General features: G+C 71.5%; 17 protein-coding genes. 8 read left to right on the top strand and 9 right to left on the bottom strand.

What is annotated here, in order from left to right; translation table 11 throughout:
• Positions 1-41: 41 nt before the first annotated feature.
• The 7 genes from AB0I15_RS59630 (at position 42) to AB0I15_RS59600 (ending at position 6,538) form a co-directional block, all read left to right on the top strand.
• Positions 42-716, top strand: coding sequence for a sigma-70 family RNA polymerase sigma factor (locus tag AB0I15_RS59630; RefSeq protein WP_358118106.1), 675 nt, complete (start codon positions 42-44; stop codon positions 714-716).
• Complete coding sequence (gene rsrA / locus AB0I15_RS59625) at positions 713-979, top strand: mycothiol system anti-sigma-R factor (protein ID WP_358118104.1); 267 nt, start codon at positions 713-715, stop codon at positions 977-979. Before AB0I15_RS59630 ends, rsrA begins: the two co-directional genes overlap by 4 nt.
• A gap of 9 nt (positions 980-988) precedes the next feature.
• Complete coding sequence (locus tag AB0I15_RS59620) at positions 989-1,930, top strand: NAD-dependent epimerase/dehydratase family protein (RefSeq protein ID WP_358118102.1); 942 nt, start codon at positions 989-991, stop codon at positions 1,928-1,930.
• Positions 1,931-2,151: 221 nt separating this feature from the next.
• On the top strand, positions 2,152-3,507 hold the full coding sequence (locus tag AB0I15_RS59615; protein WP_358118100.1) for an HD-GYP domain-containing protein: 1,356 nt from the start codon (positions 2,152-2,154) through the stop codon (positions 3,505-3,507).
• Complete coding sequence (locus AB0I15_RS59610) at positions 3,504-4,796, top strand: HD domain-containing phosphohydrolase (RefSeq protein WP_358118099.1); 1,293 nt, start codon at positions 3,504-3,506, stop codon at positions 4,794-4,796. The genes AB0I15_RS59615 and AB0I15_RS59610 overlap by 4 nt, the downstream gene beginning before the upstream one ends.
• A gap of 132 nt (positions 4,797-4,928) precedes the next feature.
• On the top strand, positions 4,929-6,293 hold the full coding sequence (locus AB0I15_RS59605) for a biotin carboxylase N-terminal domain-containing protein (RefSeq protein WP_358118097.1): 1,365 nt from the start codon (positions 4,929-4,931) through the stop codon (positions 6,291-6,293).
• Positions 6,294-6,325: 32 nt separating this feature from the next.
• Positions 6,326-6,538, top strand: coding sequence for a biotin/lipoyl-binding carrier protein (locus tag AB0I15_RS59600; RefSeq protein ID WP_358118095.1), 213 nt, complete (start codon positions 6,326-6,328; stop codon positions 6,536-6,538).
• Here AB0I15_RS59600 and AB0I15_RS59595 read toward each other — a convergent pair.
• On the bottom strand, positions 6,528-6,908 hold the full coding sequence (locus AB0I15_RS59595) for a hotdog domain-containing protein (protein WP_358118094.1): 381 nt from the start codon (positions 6,906-6,908) through the stop codon (positions 6,528-6,530). The two genes, AB0I15_RS59600 and AB0I15_RS59595, sit on opposite strands and share 11 nt — an antisense overlap.
• A 241-nt stretch (positions 6,909-7,149) precedes the next feature.
• On the opposite strand from AB0I15_RS59595, the gene AB0I15_RS59590 reads away from it, so the two are divergent.
• Entirely contained in the window at positions 7,150-8,796 is a 1,647-nt protein-coding gene (locus tag AB0I15_RS59590; RefSeq protein ID WP_358118092.1) for a serine/threonine-protein kinase, read from the top strand.
• Positions 8,797-8,802: 6 nt separating this feature from the next.
• Here the strand turns inward: AB0I15_RS59590 and AB0I15_RS59585 are convergent, their stop codons facing one another.
• The 8 genes from AB0I15_RS59585 to AB0I15_RS59550 form a co-directional block, all read right to left on the bottom strand.
• Entirely contained in the window at positions 8,803-10,449 is a 1,647-nt protein-coding gene (locus tag AB0I15_RS59585; RefSeq protein WP_358118090.1) for an acetolactate synthase, read from the bottom strand.
• Between the two features lie 62 nt (positions 10,450-10,511).
• Positions 10,512-11,288, bottom strand: coding sequence for a hypothetical protein (locus AB0I15_RS59580; RefSeq protein WP_358118088.1), 777 nt, complete (start codon positions 11,286-11,288; stop codon positions 10,512-10,514).
• Positions 11,285-11,941, bottom strand: a complete 657-nt coding sequence (locus tag AB0I15_RS59575; RefSeq protein WP_358118086.1) for a response regulator transcription factor — start codon at positions 11,939-11,941, stop codon at positions 11,285-11,287. Before AB0I15_RS59575 ends, AB0I15_RS59580 begins: the two co-directional genes overlap by 4 nt.
• Positions 11,932-13,092 (bottom strand): histidine kinase, encoded by a 1,161-nt coding sequence (locus AB0I15_RS59570; RefSeq protein ID WP_358118084.1) that lies wholly within the window; start codon positions 13,090-13,092, stop codon positions 11,932-11,934. Before AB0I15_RS59570 ends, AB0I15_RS59575 begins: the two co-directional genes overlap by 10 nt.
• Before the next feature lie 109 nt (positions 13,093-13,201).
• Complete coding sequence (gene bioD / locus AB0I15_RS59565) at positions 13,202-13,912, bottom strand: ATP-dependent dethiobiotin synthetase BioD (protein WP_358118082.1); 711 nt, start codon at positions 13,910-13,912, stop codon at positions 13,202-13,204.
• Between the two features lie 17 nt (positions 13,913-13,929).
• The gene (locus tag AB0I15_RS59560) at positions 13,930-14,235 is read right to left on the bottom strand and encodes a hypothetical protein (RefSeq protein ID WP_358118080.1); all 306 of its coding nucleotides are present in this window, start codon (positions 14,233-14,235) and stop codon (positions 13,930-13,932) included.
• Positions 14,236-14,240: 5 nt separating this feature from the next.
• The gene (locus AB0I15_RS59555; RefSeq protein WP_358118078.1) at positions 14,241-15,674 is read right to left on the bottom strand and encodes a hypothetical protein; all 1,434 of its coding nucleotides are present in this window, start codon (positions 15,672-15,674) and stop codon (positions 14,241-14,243) included.
• Between the two features lie 99 nt (positions 15,675-15,773).
• Positions 15,774-16,493 (bottom strand): GntR family transcriptional regulator, encoded by a 720-nt coding sequence (locus AB0I15_RS59550; protein WP_090772855.1) that lies wholly within the window; start codon positions 16,491-16,493, stop codon positions 15,774-15,776.
• Positions 16,494-16,763 lie beyond the last annotated feature (270 nt).

Below are 16,763 nucleotides of genomic sequence, written 5' to 3'. Positions count from 1 at the left end.
TGCTCACATTGGTAGAACCCCGGCCCGCTGACCAACCGGTCATGGGCCAGCGGGTATCCTCCCCTGAGTACGGTGTTCCGCCACAGCCGGCCACCGGTGATCTTAGGGGGGTGGGTCCGGTGCCCGCGACAGGCGCGGAGACGCTGGAGCAGCGAAGCGAGCGATTCGAGCGCGACGTCATGCCGTATCTCGAGCAGCTCTATTCCGCCGCGCTCCGGATGACCCGAAATCCCGCGGACGCGGAGGACCTGCTTCAGGAGACCTTCGCCAAGGCGTTCGCGTCGTTCCATCAGTTCCAACAGGGCACCAACCTCAAGGCGTGGCTCTACCGGATCCTGACCAACACCTTCATCAACAGCTACCGCAAGAAGCAGCGGGAGCCGAAGCAGTCGGGCACCGAGGAGATCGAGGACTGGCAGCTCGCCCGCGCCGAGTCCCACACGTCGAGCGGCCTGAAGTCCGCCGAGGTCGAGGCCCTGGAGCACCTGCCCGACGGGGACATCAAGCAGGCGCTCGCCGCCCTGCCCGAAGAGTTCAGGATCGCGGTCTACCTGGCCGATGTGGAAGGCTTCCCCTACAAGGAGATCGCCGACATCATGGGCACTCCGATCGGCACCGTGATGTCGAGGCTGCACAGGGGACGCAGGCAGCTCCGAGGCCTCCTTGAGGACTATGCTCGCGAGCGTGGCCTGGTCCCGGCGGAGGGATCGAAATGAGCTGTGGCAACCCGCACGACACCGACTGTCGTGAAGTTCTCGACATGGTCTACGCCTATCTGGACGGCGAGCTGACCGAGACCCACGTGGTCGAGATCCGGGTTCATCTCGACGAGTGCAGCCCCTGCCTCAAGGAATACGATCTCGACAAAGCGATCAAGGCGCTCGTGGCCAAGCACTGCGGCTGCGACCCGGTCCCGGCCGATCTGCGGTCCAAAGTGCTGGCCCGCATCGCGCAAGTCAGGTCGGAGCTGGCCGACTAGGATTCACCCATGCGCGTGTTGGTCACCGGGGGTGCCGGGTTCATCGGTTCGAATCTCGTCGATCGCCTGCTGGCCGACGGCCATGAGGTGCACGTCGTCGACGACCTGTCGTCCGGCCGCAGGGACAACCTGGCCGCGGCCGAGGCCCACGACCGCTTCCGGCTGCACGTGCTCGACGTGCGCGACCCGGCGCTGACGGGTCTGCTGGGCGAGGTCCAGCCCGAGGTCGTCTGCCATCTGGCCGCCCAGATCAGCGTGCGCAAGAGCGTCGCCGACCCGGTGCACGACGCCCGGATCAACGTCGAGGGCACCGTCTCCGTGCTCGGCGCCGCCCGCGAGGGGCGTGCGCGCAAGGTGGTGTTCGCCTCGTCGGTGGCCGTCTACGGCCGGCCCTCGACCATCCCCGTGCCGGGTGACGCGCCCACCGACCCGCGCTCGCCGTACGCCGCCTCCAAGCTCAGCGGCGAGACCTACCTCGCCACCTTCCGCGCGCTGCACGGCATCGAATACACCACGCTGGTGCTCTCCAACGTCTACGGCCCCCGCCAGTCGCCGGAGGGCGAGGCCGGAGTGGTGTCGATCTTCACCGACGCCCTGCTCAGCGGCACGCCCACGGTCCTCTACGGCGACGGCACCCAGACCCGCGACTACATCTACGTCGATGACGTGGTCGACGGCTTCGTCCGGGCCTGCGGCCAGGACGGCAACGGCCGCAGATTCAACCTCGGCACCGGCATCCAGACCGCCGACCGGCGGCTGCACGCGCTGATCGCCGACGCGGCGGGCGCGCCCGACAAGCCGGGCTTCGCGCCGCCCCGCCTGGGCGACCTGCCCGCCATGGCCGTCGATCCGGTGCCCGCACACGACGGGCTCGGCTGGCAGCCGCGCACCGATCTGCCGACCGGGGTCAAGAAGACCGTCGAGTGGGCGGCGGCACGTCGCGGCAAGTAGTTGCTTGATTACGCTTTGCTTGCGATTTCCGACTACGCCCATACGGCCACGTCGACTTCTGTAGCGTGAACCCAGGAAGTCGACGTGGAGGCATGTGGATGTTCAAGGTGATGGTCGCCCGGCTGCTCACGGCCATCGTGCTGATCACTCCGGTGGTCATGCTGATCGGCGGAGTGGTGCCTCCCGGGGTGTCCTGGACCTGAACACCGTAGGGGGCCGCAATGCGTGATCTGCCGTGGCCCGCAAGGGTCTATCTGGTCGCCGTGATCGCCGCGGCGGCCGCTCTCATCGTACGCGGCGTGATGCTGCCGGACGCGCCCGTGGCCACGGAGGACCTCGACATCCTCCTGGTGCTCGCCCTGCTGTTCCTGGTGTGCGAGTCGATGCCGACGCTGCTCAACGTGGAGCAGTTCGCGGTGTCGGTCAGCTTCTCGGCCTCACTGGCGGCCGTGGTGCTGATCGGTCCCGAGGGCGCGGCCCTGGTGGGTCTGACCGCCGTGCTGAGTGTGCGGCCGGGGTTGCCGCTGATCAAGCGGCTGTTCAACGGTGCCCAGTTCGCCATCTGCGGCTATGTGGCCGGGCGGGTCTACGAGGCGCTCGAGGGCCAGGTGGGCGTGCCGCAGGTCAACGCTTTCGACGACCTCATCGGCCCCTACGCCGCCGCCACCGCCGTCTTCGTGCCGCTCAACATCGCGCTCACGCTCACCATGATCGGGCTGGCCACCAAGGTGCGGGCCGCCGAGGTGCCGATGCGGGGCATGACCCAGTTCCTGCTGTCCTACCTGGGCTACGGCACGTTCGGGCTGCTGGTGGCCGGGCTGTGGGCCACCGTGGCGTCGATCTCGGCGGTGCTGGTGCTGCTGCCGTTGTTCGTGGCGCGGTGGGCGTTCGGGCAGTATCACGCGCAGCAGCGCTCCTACGACGCCACCATCGCCGCGCTCTGCCAGGCGGTGGAGACCAAGGACTACTACACGAGGGGTCACTGCACGCGCGTGTCGCTGGCCTCGTCCATGATCGCGGAGGAGATCGGCATGGGGTCGGCGCGGGTGCGGGCGATCCGCTACGCCGGCATGCTGCACGACGTCGGCAAGCTGGGCGTGCCCACCAAGGTGCTGCAGAAGGACGGGCCGCTCACCGAGGAGGAGTTCGCCGCCATCCAGCTCCACCCGATGCGCGGTCTGGAGATCGTCCGCGGCATCGGCTTCCTCGACGAGGCGTACGCCGGGATCATGCACCACCACGAGAAACACGACGGCACCGGCTACCCGATGGGGCTGGCCGGTGACGAGATCCCCGAGTTCGCCAAGGTGATCGCGGTGGCCGACGCGTTCGACTCGATGACCTCCGACCGCTCCTACCGCGGCGCCAGGCCCGTCCCCGTGGCCGTGGAGGAGCTGCGCAAGAGCGCGGGCACCCATTTCGACCCCGTGATGGTCGCGGCCTTCATCCGCGCCCTCGATCGCGATCCGTGGCAGCCGCCGCGCCGCGTCGATCCGCCGCCGCCCGAGGCCGACGAGACCCCGATCAAGGACCACGACGACCCGACCATGCCGATCCAGGTCGTGACCGGGCAATGATCACCACTGAGCGCGTCAGGCGCACCGAGCGGTCCGCCAACACGGTCCTGCACAGGCTCGACTCCGGGCAACTGCTGCTCATCTGCGCGGCGGGCCTGGTCGCGCTGGCGGGCGTGGCGAACACGGCCGCCGTCGGGCTGGAGCGTCCCGAGATCGCGGTCGGCTTCGGGGCGCTGATCGCCGTCGGCGAGCTCGCCAGGCTCACCATGCCGGGCAACAGGGAGGTCGCGCCGATCGGCGCCGCCGCCGCGCTGGGCTACACGCTGCTGCTCGACCTCAGCCAGACCCAGTTGCGCCACTCCGCGCTGCAGGTCGTGGCCGTGATCGCCGTCGGCATGGCCGCGGGCGCGCTGCCCCACCTCGCGGTGGGCCGCCCGCCGCGCCTGGACGCGATGGCCCGGCGGCTGCTCACCGGCGCGCTGCTGGCCTTCGCCTTCCGGCCGCTGGCCGATCCCCTCTACCGGCTCACCGACCGGCCGACCAGCACCTGGTGGCCGGCGCTGGTGGTGATGGTCGCGCTCATCGCGATCACGCTGATGATCGACGTGCTGATCGCCGCGCTTTTGCGGGCCGAGCAGGTGCGCACGGCGTTCCGGGTGGCCGTGCGCGACGAGATCAACATGGCCTTCCCACTGGGCGCCGCCGTGGCGTCGTCGGGGGTGCTGCTCGCGCTGGCCACGCACAGCATGGACCTGGTCGCGCTGCTGGTGTTCGCCGCGCCGCTGCTGGTCACGCAGGTGGCCTTCCGCAAATACGCCGGGATCCGCGCGACCTACCTGCAGACCGTACGCGCCCTGTCCCGGGTCACCGAGGTCGGCGGCTACGTCGAGCCGGGGCACTCGCGCCGGGTGAGCCGCCTGGCCGTGGCCATCGGCAGAGAGCTGGGCATGGCCGAGCCCGAGCTGCTCGAACTCGAGTACGCCGCGCTCATGCACGACATCGGCCAGCTCTCGCTGCGCGACCCGATCCCGGGCGGCGCCACCGTGCTGACCGAGCCCGAGCAGGCACGCCGCATCGCGGAGCTGGGCGCCGAGGTGATCAGGCAGACGGGCGTGCTCGACCGGGTGGCCGAGGTGGTCAGGCGGCAGTGCGACCCGATCACCGACGACCCGCCGCTGTCGAGCCGCATCATCAAGGTGGCCAACGCCTACGACGACCTGGTGGGGCCCTCGACCGACCGTGATCGCGGCGGGGCGGCGCTGGAGCGGGTGCGGTTGTCGTCGGGCAGAGCTTACGATCCCCATGCGGTCGAGGCGCTCGCCCGCGTGATCGACCGCGGGCGCGTCTGAGCCCCACAGCCTGACGGGGTTGTGGCGGGGTTTTACGCCGTTCACATTTGTGGGGTTCCTACAGATCGTGCTCGATGGATCGGTGGTTTCGGGGGAGCGGGCCGGGCCGGTGGCGGCCATAGGGTGGTCGGCGTGCTTATTGAGACGCTCGGACCCGTTCTGATCGCCAACCGAGGGGAGATCGCGCGCCGGATCATCCGCACGGTCAAGCGGCTGGGCCTGCGCGCCATCGCCGTGCATTCCGAGGCCGACGCCGACCTGCCGTTCGTGCGCGAGGCCGACGAGGCGGTGCTGATCGGCCCGGCCGCGCCCGCGCAGAGCTACCTGGACATCGCGAAGGTGCTGGAGGCGGCGCGGGCGACCGGCGCCAGGGCCGTCCACCCGGGATACGGCTTCCTGGCGGAGAACTCCGCGTTCGCCAGGGCCGTGATCGACGCCGGGATGGTCTGGATCGGGCCGTCGCCCGAGTCCATCGACAGGATGGGCGACAAGATCAACGCCAGGAACCTCATGGAGGCCGCCGGCGTACCGGTCGCCGCGGGCACCCGCGAGCCGGTCACCGACCTGTCGCTGGCGCTGCGGGCCGCCGAGGGCATCGGCTACCCGGTCATGGTCAAGACCGCGGGTGGCGGCGGTGGCATCGGCATGAGCGTGGCCCACGATGACGAAGGGCTGGCCAAGGCCTACGAGCAGGCGGCCAGGGCGGCCGCGAGGTTCTCCGGCGACGCGCTCGACGGGCCCGCCGTGCTGCTCGAGCGCTACATCGAGCGCGCCCGCCACGTCGAGGTGCAGATCCTCGGCCTGCCCGACGGCAGGGTCGTGGCCCTGGGCGAGCGCGACTGCTCCGTGCAGCGCCGCCACCAGAAGGTCGTCGAGGAGTCCCCGTCGCCCGGCATCACGCCCGAGCTGCGCGAGCGCATGCTGGCCGCCGCCGTGCGGGCCGGCGAGGCCGTCGGCTACCTGGGCGCGGGCACGGTCGAGTGCCTGGTCGACGCCGACGAGCAGGACTTCGTGTTCCTGGAGATGAACACCAGGCTCCAGGTGGAGCACCCGGTCACCGAGCTGGTCACCGGCCTCGACCTGGTCGAGCTGCAGCTCCGCGTGGCCGCGGGGGAGAGCCCCGAGGTGGGCGGCGAGCCCCGGGGGCACGCGATCGAGTTCAGGGTCTACGCCGAGGATCCCACGCGTTTCTTCCCCGGCCCCGGCACGATCACGACGTGGGACGAACCGACCGGCGACGGCGTGCGCGTGGACTCGGGCTACGCGGCGGGCAACACCGTCACCCCGTTCTACGACCCGCTGATGGCCAAGCTGTGCGTCCACGGCGCCGACCGGGCCGACGCGCTGGAGAAGGGCCGCAAGGCGGTCGCCGGGTTCGCCGTCGAGGGTCCGAAGAACAATTTGGCATTCTGTGCGGAGCTGCTGGAGAACGCGGAGTTCACCACCGGCGACTACGACACGGGCCTGGTCGCGCGGATGCGCGCCCAGCCCGCATGAGATCGTTGGATCATTGGAAGAGGGGAGCCCCGGTGGCTGAGGTACGCGCTGAGATGGTGGCGAACGTGTGGAAGGTCGTCGTCCATGAGGGCGACACCGTTGCCGAAGGCGACACGCTGGTCATCCTCGAGTCGATGAAGATGGAGATCCCCGTGCTCGCCGAGGACGACGGCGTGGTCGCCCAGCTCAAGGTGGCCGAGGGCGATGTGATTCAGGAAGGCGACCTGATCGCCGTCATCGAGTAGCGCGGGCGAGGAACGCGGCGCGATCGACCACCACGCGCTCGATCGTGCCCTTGCCCACGACCTTGTGCTTGTCGTGTGCCTCGAAGGCGAAGACCAGCCGCCGGCCGTCGACCTCGGTCAGCTCCACGCCGATCTGGACGTGCGTGCCGAGCGGGCTGGCGGCCAGGTGCTCGAGCTCGACCCTGGTGCCGACGGAGGTCTCGCCCGGCGCGAGGTGCTGCTCGACGGCCCGCACGGTCGCGGCCTCGGCCAGCGCGAGCAACCGGGGGGTGGCCAGCACGGGCACGTCTCCGCTGCCCAGCTTCTTGGCGGTGTCCTCCATCTCGACCATGAGGAGCAGGTGAGCGCGGAGACCGGGAGCGAGCGTCATGGGATCACCGTACTAGCGGGCTCGTCGGGCGTGACTTCCGGGAAACGCGGACAAGTGCGGGCGTAAGGCCTCAAGATAGAGTTTGTACGGCTTGAGGCATTTAAGTGGCATGTGGGACAGGTGAGTCGTACACTCTCTGAGTTCCGTGACCACTGTGTTACCTCACCGCGACACAAGTTCGCTTTGTTGGAGAACCGCGGGGTGGGAGAGGTTACGGACGTAGGGGGGTAGCGGGGGAATCATGGTGGCCCAAGGGACGACGCTGGCGGGGCGGTATCGGCTGGATACCCGCATCGGCGCCGGTGGCATGGGCGAGGTGTGGCGGGGCGAGGACATCGTCCTGGCCCGCACCGTCGCCGTCAAAGTGCTGCTCCCGGGCCGGATGGAGGACCCCGGGTTCGTCGCTCGCTTCCAGGGGGAAGCGCGGGCGATGGCCACGATCAACCACTCCGGCGTCGTCGACGTCTACGACTACGGCATCAGCGGCGACACCGTCTACCTGGTGATGAAGTTCGTCGACGGAGAGCCGCTCGACCGGCTGCTGGCCAGGCTGGGCCGGATTCCGCCGCAGCCCGCCATGGAGCTGATCGCGCAGGCCGCGTCGGCGTTGCAGGCCGTGCACGACCGGGGCATCGTGCACCGCGACGTCAAGCCGGGCAACCTGCTCGTGCAGCGGGACGGCACGCTCGTGCTGACCGACTTCGGCATCGCGCGCTCCGACATGGCCAACCGGCTCACCGACGCCGGCATGGTGCTCGGCACCGCCGCCTACTGCGCTCCCGAGCAGGCCGAGGGCGCGCCTGTCACGCCCGCGGTCGACATCTACGCGCTCGGCGTGGTCGCGTACGAGTGCCTGGTGGGTCAGCGGCCGTTCGACGGCGACAGCGCGGTCACGATCGCGCTCAAGCACATTCGTGAAGCCCCGCCGCCGCTGCCGCACGAGATCCCCCCCGCGGTGCGCACGCTGGTGGAGATCGCCCTGTCGAAGGATCCGGCCAGGCGTTACCCGAGTGCCCGGGCGATGAGCGAGGCCGCCCGGGCCATCGCCAACGGCCAGGTGCCCGCCGCCGTGCCGGAGCCGCCGCCGCTGGCCACCGGGGCCACGATGGCACCGCCGCCGGAGAGCTACCAGCACCACCAGAGCCACCACCAGGGCCACCACCAGGGCCAGCATCAGGGCAGTCAGCACGAGGCGGGGCCGTACCAGACGGGTGTCCGGATGGCCCACGAGGACACGACGCTGACCGAGCGGCGCGGGAACCGGCGCGCGGCCAAGGCTCCGCGCAGGACGGGCCTGATCGCGGGCATGGCGGCCGTCGTCGTGCTCGGCGCGGGCGCCACCGCGGTGGCGTTGACGGGCATGGAGATCGGCAAGCAGCCGGCCCCGACCGTCAGCATCACCTCCGAGGGCAACGCCAAGGTCACGAATCAGTCCTCCCCCAAGCCGACCAAACCCACCAAGCCGCCCAAGACGACGACGCCGACGAAGATCGTGCCGACGACCGAGGAGCCGGATCCGGAGCCCACGATCACCAAGGAGACCGAGGAACCGGACGAGACGACGTCGCCGACGCCCACCACGCCCACCAAGACGCCGTCGAAGTCGCCCAGTCCCAGCCCCACGCCGACGGTCAGGATGATCCTGGTGCCGAAGGTGGTCGGGCGGCCGTTCCTGGAGGGACAGGAGATGGTCGAGGTGGCGGGCTTCCTGGTGCGCGTCGAAGACCGGACCACCACCAACAACGGCCTGCGCTGCGGGAAGATCAGCCAGACGGTGCCGAACGGTGGCGTGAAGCTGCAGGAGGGCAAGCCCGTCAAGCTGATCGTGATCGACGGAACCTGCCCCGAGGCGTCCTCCAGCCCCACCCCGACCGCCACGCCCAAGTAGTGGGGCTCACACCCCCGTGGTGTTGCGCGGGTAGGCGATCTGCGGGTCGGTGGCGATGTTCACCATGTAGGGGATCCCGGAGTCGAACGCCCTGCGCAGCGCCGGGCCGATCTCCGACGGCTTGGTGACCAGCTCGCCGCCGCCGCCCAGCGCCGTCACGACCTGGTCGTAGCGGCACTGGGGCTGCAGCTCGGCGGCCACGTCGTAACCGTACAGGAGCTGCATGGGGTGCTTCTCCAGGCCCCAGATGCCGTTGTTGCCGCAGACCATGACGACGGGGAGCTTGTGGCGTACGAGGGTGTCGACGTCCATCAGCGAGAAGCCGGCGGCGCCGTCGCCGAGCAGCAGCACCACCTGCGAGGAGGGGCGGGCCAGGCGGGCGGCGATGGAGTAGCCCAGGCCGGTGCCGAGGCAGCCGTACGGGCCCGGGTCGAGCCAGTTGCCCGGCTGCTTCGGCTCGACGTATTTGCCCGCGTAGGAGACGAAGTCGCCGCCGTCGCCGATCACCACGGCGTCCTCGGCCAGCACCTTGCCCAGCTCGCCATAGACGCGCATGGGGTGGATCGGGTCGGAGCCGGCGGCCAGCAGCTCGGCGTCGCCCGCGACGGCCGAGGCGGCCGCCTCGGCCAGCTTCGACGCCCAGGACGCGTAGGAGTCGGGCTTGACCCCGGCCTCGCCGCAGGCCGCGCCGAGGCTCCAGAACACCACCGACAGGTCGCCCGCGGCGGACGCGGCCGGCTGCATGTGGGTGGCGAGCTGCGAGGGCGCGTCGGCGATGTGCACCACGCGGGCCAGCGGCGCGCCGTCCTTGCCGCCGAACCAGCCGTAGCCGAGGCGGAAGTCGAGCGGTGTGCCCACCACGATCACCAGGTCGGCCTGGGCGAAGGCGAGGCCACGGGCCCGGGTGACGAGCAGCTCGTGCCCGGCGGGCAGGATGCCGCGGCCCTGGCCGTTGGGGATGACCGGCAGCCGCCACGTCTCGGCGAAGTCGCGGGCGGCCTCTTCGGCGCGGTCCATCCAGATGTCGGACCCGTAGACCAGCACGGGCCGCTCGGCCTCGGCCAGCAGGCGCGCGATGTTCGCCAGGGAGTCGGGGTCGGGCTCGAGCGGCGAGGGCGACTGGGTGTGCACCTCGTGCACCGGCGAGGGCGAGAACAGGTGGTCCATGTAGAAGTCGAGGAAGACCGGGCCGCGGTGGGGCGCGACCGCGGTGCGGAAGGCCACCTCGACGTCCTGGCCGACCGACTCGGCGTCGCTCGCGGTGAACGCCAGCTTGGTGATCGGTTCGAGCAGTGGCGGGTGGTCCATCTCCTGCAGGGCGCCGCTGCCCCAGCGCGACTGGGGCGCCCGGCCGCCCATGACGACCACGGGGGAGCCGTTGAAGTGGGCGGTCGCCACCCCGCTGACGCCGTTGGTGATGCCGGGCCCCGCGGTCAGGACCGCCAGCCCTGGTTTCCTGGTCAGCCGGGCCGTCGCCTCGGCGGCGAAGACCGCGCTCTGCTCGTGGCGTACGTCGAGGATGCGCATGTCCTCGTGCTTCGCGCCGTCGTACAGAGGGAAGACGTGACCTCCCGACAGGGTGAACATCGTCTCGACACCGTAGGCCTTGGACACGGCGACGGCGGCGTCACCGGCGTGCTTCGCAGACTCCATGCCGGGAACTTACCAACCAGTCACAAGAGTAAACAGTCCTTAAGACACGGGTCCGGATCGCCTCAGCGGCAGCACAGGTTCACGATGCCGTTCAGCGCCCGCAGGGTGATCTTCCGGTCGGAGCCAGGGGCGCGCTCGACGTTGACGGCGGTGTTGGCGCCCTCGGTCGACACGTCGTAGAGCGCGGGGGGCACTTTGACGTTGATGTCGCCCCTCGTCCTGACCACGGCCTTCACGGACGTCGGCGCGCCGAGGAAGTCCAGCATCACGTTGCCGGCGCCGACCTCCACGTCGGCTCGCTCGCCCTTGAGCCGTTCCGCGTGGACGCCACCCGTGCCGGTCCTGGCCCAGAAGGTGCCGGACAGGCCGCTGGCGGACACCTCGCCGGAGACGGAGCTGAGGCGTACGTCGCCGAAGAGATCGTCGGCGCCCAGCCAGCCCGCGGCCGTGTCGGCCTCGACGTCGGTCTCCGGCGGCACGGAGAGCATGTAGTCGGCCCTGCAGATGGGACCGCCCGGCTGGTCGGAGCCGTGGCAGACCGCCTCGAGCCGCAGGGTGCGGGTGCGGGCGTCCCAGTCCTCCGTGACGGTCGGCCGGTCACCCGACCACCGCAGCGACCGGCGGATGTAGAGCTCGCCGGCCTGGCCGGGCGTGATCGTCACGCTCACGTCGCCCTTGGCCGCCTTGACCCGCAACTCCTGGTACGTGAACGGGATCGACCTCTCCGTCGTGTCCTCCGGCGTCCTGGCCCTGGCGACCCCGCGGTAGATCAGCGCCGTGGACAGCACGAGCGCGAACACGGTCACCACCGCTCCGGCCGCCAGCCAGGCCCCTCTCACGGCAGGCTCCTGATCTTGAGGAACTGCAGGACGGCGAGCACGCGCCGGTGGTCGCCCTCCGCCGGGGACAGGTCGAGCTTGGTGAAGATGTTGCCGATGTGCTTGCCCACGGCCCCTTCGCTGAGCACCAGGGCCTGGCCGATGCCGGCGTTGGAGCGGCCCTCCGCCATGAGCTGGAGCACCTCGTGCTCCCGGGGCGTCAGCCGTTCGAGCGGGTCGCTGTTGCCGCGCAGCAGGAGCTGGGAGACGACCTCGGGGTCGAGCGCGGTGCCGCCCGAGGCCACCCGGCGCAGCGCGTCGATGAACTCGGCCACGTCCGCCACCCGGTCCTTGAGCAGGTAGCCGACGCCCCCGGTCGCGGCGGAGGCGAGGAGCTGGGCGGCGTAGCGCTCCTCGACGTACTGCGAGAGCACCAGCACCGCCAGGCCCGGCTGCTGGCGGCGCAGCACGAGCGCGGCCCGCAGCCCCTCGTCGGTGTGCGTGGGCGGCATCCGGACGTCGGTGATGACCAGCTCGGGGCGCTGCTCCTCGGCCGCCCGCAGCAGCCCCTCGGCCTCGTCCACGGCCGCCACCACCTCCATGCCGGCGGCGTCGAGGAGCCGGATCAGCCCTTCCCGCAGGAGCACGGAGTCCTCGGCGAGCACTACTCGCACGGCAGGTCCACCTCGATCGTGGTCGGGCCGCCCAGCGGGCTGGACAGCCGGAGCGAGCCGTCGACGGAGTGGATCCGCTGGGCCAGGCCGCGCAGCCCGGAGCCGCCGTCCATCCTGGCGCCCCCGCAGCCGTCGTCGTAGACGAGCACGTGCAGGCGGTCGTGCTCGCGGCGCACGTTCACCTCGGCCTTGGTGGCCGCCGCGTGCTTGGCGATGTTGGTCAGGGCTTCGGACACAGTGAAGAAAGCCACCGCCTCGATGGTCGGAGTGGTACGCCGTTCGATGTCGACGCGTAGCCTCACGGGGAAGGGGGCGCGGGCGGCGACGCCGGAGAGCGCCGCGTCCAGGCCCTGGTCGTTGAGCACGGCCGGATGCAGGCCGCGCACGAAGTCACGCAGCTCCTTGAGCGCCTGTTTCGCCTCCTCGTGAGCCCGCTCGATGGCCTCGCGGGCCGGCTCGGGCAGGTCGGTCAGGGTGGCCCTGGCCAGGCCGAGGTTCATGGCGAGGGAGACCAGCCGCTGCTGGGCACCGTCGTGCAGGTCACGCTCGATCCGGCGGCGCTCGGCGTCGGCCGCGTCGATCACGCCGGCCCGGCTCTCGGTCAGCGTCTCGATCCGCTGGCCCAGCTCGGAGCGGCTGGGGCCGAGCAGCGTACGGGCCACGAGCAGGTCGAGCGCGGCCATGCCCCGGGCGAGCACCGGCGCGAGCAGCAGCAGTGTCAGCCCGATCGCCATGAAGACCACCATCACCCGCTTGTCCCTGAGGTCGAACACGAACTCCAGCGGCGGCTGCTGCAACTTCGGCGGCAGGAAGGCCAGCAACCCCACCACCGCGCCGCCCCACACCCCCGCCATCAGGAACGCCCCCGCCAGGCTCACGAACGGCGACAGCAGGTGATAGCCGATCTGCCGCCACGTGGCCCGGCTGCGCCACTCGCTCGGCGAGCGCACGGGCGGGATGTGCGCGCCGAGAAAGGCGTCGAACCTGGAGCGCTGCACCCTGGTGAACCACGGCACCGCGCGCAGCAGCCAGGGCGGGGCCACGACCAGGACGAGCGTGCACCCGCCGAGCACCACGCCGACCGGCAGGCCGATCATCACATGAGCCGTGTCGAGCCAGGCCCGTGCCGACCACGGACGGGGGACCTTCATGTCCTCAACGGTATTGACGTGGAGGTGGGACGCGAAATGGGTCTGGTGTGCCGGTGCATGGTGGTGCTAGCCCCACCTTTGCCGCCGTCGCGAGGCCGGCTCCGTGGGCTCATGCCCGCTGCCGGAACTCGGCGGGGTCGAAGACGCCGCCCAGGGTGGCGCTCAGCCCCCTGCGGGCCACCTCCGCGAACGCCTTCGGATCGAGGTCTCCCGCCCCTTCGGGGAGCGCCCCCGCCAGCGGGCGCGCCGCCAGCATCTCCAGGTCCGCCACGCTGCCGCGCTCGGCCGGGCCCGGCGGCTCCGGCCAGCGGCCGATGACGAGCCCCGCCAGGTCGAGCCCGCGGTTCGCCAGGGCCTCCAGGGTGAGCGCGGTGTGGTTGACCGTGTCGCCGCCGGCGCGGACCACGACCAGCACCTGTGCCCGCAGGGCGCGGGCGAGGCCGGCCACGGTGGCGCCGTCCTCGTCGTAGCGCTCGAGCAGCCCGCCGGTGCCCTCCACGACCACCAGCCGGTTGCTCTCGGCCAGCTCCCGTACCAGCCCGGCGGCCCCCGACAGCGACACGGGCGGCATCCCGGAGGTCCGGGCGGCGGCCGCGGGGGAGAGGCGGTCGGGGAAGCGGGCCAGCTCGAACGTCGTGGCGGCCCCGGACAGCCGGATCACCCGGTCCACGTCGCCGTCCGCCCCGGCCGCCAGCCCCGTCTGGGCGAGCTTGACCACGGCCGCCGGCCATCCGCGCCCCAGCGCGAGCGCGGTCACCGCCGCCGCCACCACGGTCTTGCCCACTCCGGCGGCGGTGCCTGTGACGACGAGGACGCTCATGCTTCCAGCGTAGGAGGTCAGAGCCGCCCGAAGCGGCGGGCCTCGCCCCAGGCGACGGTGGGGGACACCATGCTCGGGGTGCGGCGCAGCTCCTCCTCCAGCTCGTCGACGACCCTGCGCGCCTGCCTCTTGAGCGACTGCCGCTGGTGGCTCAGCTCCTCACCGAACCGCCTGGCGCCGGGCCCGGCCCACACGGCCGCCCCGGTGAACAGCCGGTACGGCTCGTCGAGCGCCGCCTCAAGCCGGGCCACCTGCCGGCGGACATCGGCCAGGGCCTGCCGCAGAGCCTGGTGGCGGGGGTTGTCGACGAGTCCGTCCGTCATGGGGGTCACCTGTCCGGGCGATTTCGGTGGGGGCTGTCCAGGGCGGCGAGGGGGTGTTCGCCGCGGGCGAGGAGCCGCCGGGTGAGCCGGGCCATGCCGCGCTCGAAGGGCTCCGCGTGCTCGTTCGTGCCGGCGAACGTCCGCAGGAACCGGTCGCCGTCCTCGACGGTCAGCCGGAAGGCCGGGGTCGTGCCCTGGAGGTCGTCGTCGAAGGCGCCGAACCGGCTCTCCTCGTGCGGCTCCGCCCGCGCCGCGAGCTCCGTCACGTACGAGCCGCCGATCTCGGCCAGGTGCCGCCGCATGCCGTCGTGAAGGTCGAACGACGGGACCGCCATGATGACGTGGAAGGCGAACCTGGCCGCGTCGGGGGAGTGGGCGCCGTCCTTCTCCTCGTAGACGCCGGAGGCGGCGGCCAGCATGCGGCCGAACGCGTCGCCGGTGCGGCGGTCGCCGGCCGCGTACGTGCTCATCGCCGTCAGCACGCCCTCGACCGTCGGGCTCGGGACGGGCGGTGAGGCGGGCGGCTGGGCCGGCCGGTCGCGGACGAGGCCGGCCACCGCGGCGCGGGCCGCCGCCGGGTTGGCCGCGAGCGCGGCGAGGAAGCGCGCCGTGGTGCCGTTCGTGAGGTCCGCGGGCCGCAGGGTGCCGCTCAGCATGGGCAGCACCACATTGGCGCGTACGACGGCGGTGAGCCACTCGGTGGGGAAGCGGCCGGTGCTGACGAGCCACGACAGCCCGTCCCTGTTCGCGTCGTCGCCGCCGCGGGCCAGCTCGTCCATGACCTTGTCGAAGCGGGGCGTACGCCGGGCGGCGGTCGTGGCGGCGGCGAACGTCGTGGCGAGCCGGGCGAGCGCCTGCTCCTTCGCCGGGACGCCCCCGTCGGCGGGGATGGACGGTGAGCCGGGCGCGTCGTAGAGCCGTTCGACGTCCCCGGGCAGCGCGGCGGTGCGCTCCGCGCCGAGCCCGGCGAAGAAGGCGGCGGCGAGGTCGGCGTCGTCCTGGCGGGCGAGCAGCCGGTCGAGCAGGTCGCGGTGGCGGGCCCTGAGGCCCTCGTCGTCGCTCTCGCCGGCGTAGTGGCGGTGGAGGTCCGCCAGGGCCGCGCCCTGCTCGCGGGACTCCTCGGACGACGCGTACGGCACCTCGCCCCCGTCGTACGCCACGACCCCGGACCCCCAGCCCGGCACGCGCCCGCGGATCCGCTCGTCGCGCACCCGCAGCCGCGCGAGCTGCTCGCCCGCCCAGTCCTCGATCCGCTTGACCGTGGACAGCGTGGACGTGCTCATGTCGACGCGGCCGAGTTGGTCGCGGATCGCCTCGGACTGCTCGCCCAGCGTCGCGTGGGCGTGGCCCATGGCGACGATCAAGGCGTCCATCAGGCTGGGATCGATCCCGGACAGGGTGGGCACGAGCGGCCCCGTCCCGAGAGGCATCAGCGACATGGTGCCGCTCCCCACTGTCACACCGGAGCCGGTAGGTGACCCCACCTTGCCACAGCGCGCCTCCGGCGGTCGGCCGGAGCGCGATTCATAAGCAAACGGTCAGGGACGGCGCAAGCGGGTGACGAACTTGTACCGGTCGCCGCGGTAGAGCGACTGCGCCCACTCGACGGGGTTGCCGTCGGCGTCGAAGGCGTGGCGGGTGAGCAGGAGCATCGGCAGGCCGACGTCGACGCCGAGAGCCTTGGCGTCGTAGGGGGTGGCGAGGACGGTCTCGATGATCTCCTCGGCGTCCGTCAGGCGCACGTTGTAGGCGTTGTGCAGTGTCTCGTACAGCGAGGCGTGCACCTCGAGCTCCCTGCGCAGCCGAGGGAAGCGGCGGGCGGACAGGTGGGTGGTGTCTATCGAGACCGGCTCGCCGTTGGCCAGCCTGAGCCGGTGGATGCGCAGCACGCGCCCGCCGGGGTTGATGGCCAGGCGGCGGGCGAGGGCCTCGTCGGCGGTGATGTAGCCGATCTCCAGGATCTTGGTGTCCGGCTCCAGCCCGGCGGTCCGCAGATCCCCGATGTACGAGGTGAGCTGCAGCACCTGTGCGACCTTGGGCTGCGCGACGAACGTGCCCTTGCCCTGGATGCGCAGCAGCCGCCCCTCCACCACCAACTCGGTCAGCGCCTGCCTGACCGTGGTGCGCGAGGTCTCGAACCGGACGGCCAGCGTGCGCTCGGGTGGCAGCGCCGTGCCCGCCGGCAGGCTCTTGGTGAGCTCGAGCAGGCTCCGTTTCACGTCGTAGTACTTGGGAACGCGGGGACCGTCGTCTGTCACGCTCTCACCTTCACTTCTGCCACGGCGGTGAGGGCGTGTCTGATCACCGCGAGATCATCGGAACTCATATCGGCCCGAGTGGTCAACCGCGGGCTGGGACGGCCGACCGGATCCGGGCGCGCCAGGTTTCGGGCGCACGGGGATCCGGGCAGCTCAGGTTGATGGTGAAGGATATCCACAGCAGCATCCGCGATGGCAACCGAGGCCCGTCCTCCGGCCGTGTCGCGCGAGAACCACCCGCACGTGTAGATCACCTCCGGCGTGCCGCGC

Origin of the sequence: Nonomuraea sp. NPDC050643, from assembly GCF_040654715.1 — a bacterium.
Lineage (GTDB): Bacteria > Actinomycetota > Actinomycetes > Streptosporangiales > Streptosporangiaceae > Nonomuraea.
The sequence above is the reverse complement of the archived record's forward strand: the minus strand, read 5'-3'. Positions and strand labels throughout refer to the sequence as shown.